Raw genomic sequence first — 4,096 nt, 5'->3', positions numbered from 1 at the left:
ACGCCGCCAGCGTTCGTCCTGAGCCAGGATCAAACTCTCCAAATTGGTATTTAGAAAGAGCGATTGCTCATTTTGAAACATCTGACGAGAATAAAATATTCTCTATCTTTGGATCTCACTTGCGTGAAATCCCACTCACTCGTTGTTCAGTTTTCAAAGATCAAGCTCGTCGTCGGCGGCGATTAACTCGTCACCAGCAACTCTTATAATATATCACGTTCGACCGAGTAATGCAAGCTCTTTTTTTCAACTTCTTTTCGAGCTCGGCGTTGATGTTTCATGGCCGGAATAAGAATATATCATGTACAGAGTTTCATTGCAAGCATTTATTTTCAATGTTCTATAATTTACTCTAGTAGCCCAGTAGATCGCTAAATATATCCACTGTACAACCTTTCTCCATTGTCGGCATCCATACAGTATGATGCCCATTTTCCGCTTAATCATTCCTGTTTGGAATGAGACGCTACATCCGCCGCGATACATACGGAGGCTCAATGGCAAATGGTATAGAAAGCTCCACTGGCCTTGGAATACTCACTAGTGCCGCTCCAACAAAGTCAAGCAGCAGGCGATTCACGAATGGGATGGAAACCTCTGAATTGGAAGAGATATAGAACTCCCTCTCTTGTCGAGGGTAATAATGTTTGATATTAAGTGAGCGTGTATCAGATTTACACACTGAACTTTTAAAGATCCCCCGGCGGGGAATCACCGGGGGATCTTTTTGACATATATAGTTAAGCTCTTAGATGAATACCGAATGTGGCAATCTCGCAAGGTCCGAGTTCCAGCTGATACCGGGTATCTCCTGAAAGCGGCAACGGAGCCGTTCTCTCTTCTAATATGCTTGTGCGATACAGATGTTCATGAGGAAGTGACAATTGCAGATCTAATTGCGCGTGTGAGCCGCTCATGTTGTACCAGCGAAGCAGAAGGTCTCCGGTGGTTTCATTCATTTTCATAGAAGAAAATGCGGCTTCTGTGCCTTTCCAGCTCAAAGGTGAATAACCCGAAGCGATTGTCCCGGTATGGATACCCGTCTGGAAGATGGTCCATGGAACCTGGAATTGGTATGCTTCGGCGTACGCGCCTGAAGTGATGCCATCTCCACTATGCGGAATCAGCATTAGCTGGGCGGTATGCTCGCGAATGCATTGCGCCTCCGGTGTCGGGAACCAGCCCCAGTCGCCTAATTCGCCTACACTGCGAAGCAGGGTAACGGCAATCGTATTGCGTCCGTCCCGCAGCACTTCATATTCATTCAGACCGAGATTAGCTACAGTCATGCCAGCTTCAGCAATGCTCACATCCACAAAAGACTGTTGATGCTGGGTATTGCTTGGATTTTGCCACTCTACTGCTGGTTTATTCTCCCGCTTGGCAATTTCGAACATAGAATCAGCATGATGCACCGTGGTCTGCAGATCTGTAGGGAATAGCATCCGGACACGGTGATCTTTGGCGACATTGTTGATCGTGGATTCAATGTGTACTCCCTTACCTGTACGTTCCAGCGAGATGACAGTACGCAGCTCCAGAATCACGGTGTCACTGCTGCGCTGAGCTTTACGCTCCGGATAATATACCAGTGCGAGCTGCTCCTCTTTCAAAGTGGCGTCTGCCGAAGCTGGAACCTCCCAAGTATGCTTAATCTCAACAGAAGCCCGGTAAGGAGTATCTTCAAGCACAGTAAGGACAGCATTCAGCCCTTTGGTAGTCAAAGGAATCTCGCCATCCGGCTGTCTGTACATATACTCGTTTCCTATGTCTCCGGTATTCTCATAGATGCCCAGATCACGGTAAAGCACACCGCTCAGCTTGTGATGCAGGCTGAAAGAGCCATCTCCGGCAACTTCGACACGGATTGCTTCATTCTCCAGAACATGCTCACCGCTAATAAGTGAGGCCTTCTTGGGATCTGCTGCTTCCTGCTGTGCTGCCCATGCATAAGCACGTAGTCCGAGTGCAGGAACGTCCGCTGCTTCGAAGGTGATTTTTACTCTACGGCACATGAACGGCTGGCGGAACTTGTCGTCCGGCAGATCGTAGCCGAATTCCAGGCCCAGATCCTCCACGGTGCAAGCCAATACCTTACCGCTGTCATCCAGCAATACTCGGCCAGAGAGATTGAATTCCTTCATTCTGCGGGAGGTCTCCTCCAGGCCGAAGCCTTCGCGAAGGTATAAGCGGGCTGCGTCCAGTTCGACACTGACAGTCCCTGTGCGGCTCCAGCCTGTCGTGTTCATCACCACAAAAGGAACAGCTTGCATATCTTCCGGGGTGCCTTCAAAAACAGAGGTATCTACAGCCTCTGCGATAAATCTGGCGCTGTCTTCTATGATACTTTCTGCTACGTGACGGCTTTTATCAAAACGGGTCACCATCTCGCGGTGCACCTCGTCCACGCTGCAGCCGCAGATGCTGTCGTGCGGATGGTTCTGCATCAGCGTCTTCCAGGCGTAGGTGAACAGATGATGCGGATAGTCTTTGCCGGCAAGCCTTGCAATGGAAGCTAGCGGCTCGGCTACTTTTTCGAGAAGAGTCTGGCCTTTCTGATTCATCTGCTTCAAATACACACGTGCCGAAGCAGTATTTACCAGTGTGCCCCAACCGTCGGTCCGCTGGCTGCGCAGCTCGCCTGTAACCGATGAAAGTTCACGTCCACCCTGCTCCAGATCGGCATTCAGCGCATCCAGGTAATCCGGGAAGTTGGAATGCACGAACTCCACCTCGGGATAGAGCGCCTGCGCGGTGGCAATCGCCTCCGGCAAATCCAGCTGAAGCGGCTGATGGTCGCAGCCATTCATGAACAGGAGCTCACCAGTGGAGGCATATTTTTCAGCATCGGCCAGCTTACGGTCCCAGAATTCACGCGCAGCAGCCTCGTCCGCCGGAACTTCATTCCCGTTGGAATACCAGTTGGCGAAGAGGATACCGAGAATGCGGGAGCCGTCCGGCCCTTCCCAGATCAGCTCAGAGAACGAAGACTCATAGCCGCCGTCGGATACGGTATTGTTGAAACCGGTGGGCTTCACTCCTCTGCCGAAAAAGGCATTCTTAATACCGGACTGGAGCATGAGCTGGGGCGTCTGGCCGACGAGACCGAAGGTATCAGGGAAATAGCCGATTTTGGACGGATCTCCGTATTTCAACGCATCCTGATGGCCGATCTGCATATTGCGCACGTTCGCCTCACCGCTCGTAAGGAAAGCATCCTGCAAAATGTACCACGGGCCAATCAGAATCCGGCCATCCCGGATATGCTGCTCCAGCCTGGTCTTGTTCTCCGGGCGGACCTGTAGATAATCCTCCAGAATAATCGTCTGGCCATCCAGATAAAAGCTGCGGAAGGCCGTACTGTTATCCAATTTATCTAGCAGCGCATCCACCAGCTGTACCAGACGGACATGATGCTTCTCGTAGGGCAAATACCATTCCCGGTCCCAGTGGGTGTGGGAAACGATATGCGCTGTTTTTTTCTTCGTCATGACTCCCATCTCTCCCTTAAATCTTGCTCAATGTATTGTAATTGCAGTTTCTCCCGCTCTGTACACGGATGTCAGCTGCCCCTGCTTGTCGGTGGCAAACAGTATGGAGCGTTCTTTCTCCAGCCGGGATCTGTTCCTTGCAGAATCGCTTCGGGGCTGGGCCTCCAGCGCTTCCAGGCCATATTCTGAAACCACCCGGAATGGCATTCGCCCCATTACGTCGGGAGCAAGGAGTCACTGGTTCAAATCCTGTCGCCATGATTATGCCTTAGTGTTACCGCCCTGTTACTGTTCACCGATACTATTCCTCAATCTCCAAAGGGAACTCCCTCATATATTTAAGCAATTCATCCACGGTGGTAAAAGCAAGGCCCGTAACCGTATCCGCACACCCGTAGTAGATCGCAATCCGTCCTGTCGCGGAATCGGTCAAAGCCGCGCAAGGGAAGGTCACATTGGGCACATCTCCCACACATTCGTACACCATTTCCGGCCCCAGAATATAATTGCGCGAACGGGCTTTTACTTTCCAAGGCTGATCCAGATCCAGAAGCGCACAGCCCATGCGGTAAACAAATCCATTACATGTGTTGATTACGCCGTGA

At 51.0% G+C, this 4,096-nt stretch carries 4 protein-coding genes; 1 reads left to right on the top strand and 3 read right to left on the bottom strand.

The features are described 5' to 3' along the window. Positions 1-209, top strand: a 209-nt coding sequence (locus A3848_RS32720; protein WP_218619010.1) for a hypothetical protein, incomplete at its 5' end; no start/stop codon positions are given. Positions 210-740: 531 nt separating this feature from the next. On the opposite strand, the gene A3848_RS24530 is transcribed toward A3848_RS32720, so the two are convergent. From A3848_RS24530 to A3848_RS24520, 3 genes are all read right to left on the bottom strand, one after another. Next, positions 741-3,491, bottom strand: coding sequence for an alpha-mannosidase (locus A3848_RS24530; protein ID WP_074087494.1), 2,751 nt, complete (start codon positions 3,489-3,491; stop codon positions 741-743). A 27-nt stretch (positions 3,492-3,518) separates the two neighbouring features. Continuing rightward, on the bottom strand, positions 3,519-3,707 hold the full coding sequence (locus A3848_RS32465) for a hypothetical protein (protein WP_178382072.1): 189 nt from the start codon (positions 3,705-3,707) through the stop codon (positions 3,519-3,521). 85 nt (positions 3,708-3,792) lie between these two features. Next, positions 3,793-4,096: glycoside hydrolase family 130 protein (locus A3848_RS24520; protein WP_483874436.1), on the bottom strand; the 304-nt coding region annotated here is incomplete at its 5' end.

This window comes from Paenibacillus sp. P32E, assembly GCF_001909085.1.
GTDB classification, from domain to species: Bacteria; Bacillota; Bacilli; order Paenibacillales; family Paenibacillaceae; genus Paenibacillus_AQ; species Paenibacillus_AQ helianthi.
Note: the sequence above shows the minus strand (reverse complement) of the source record. Positions and strands in the feature narration are given on the sequence as shown.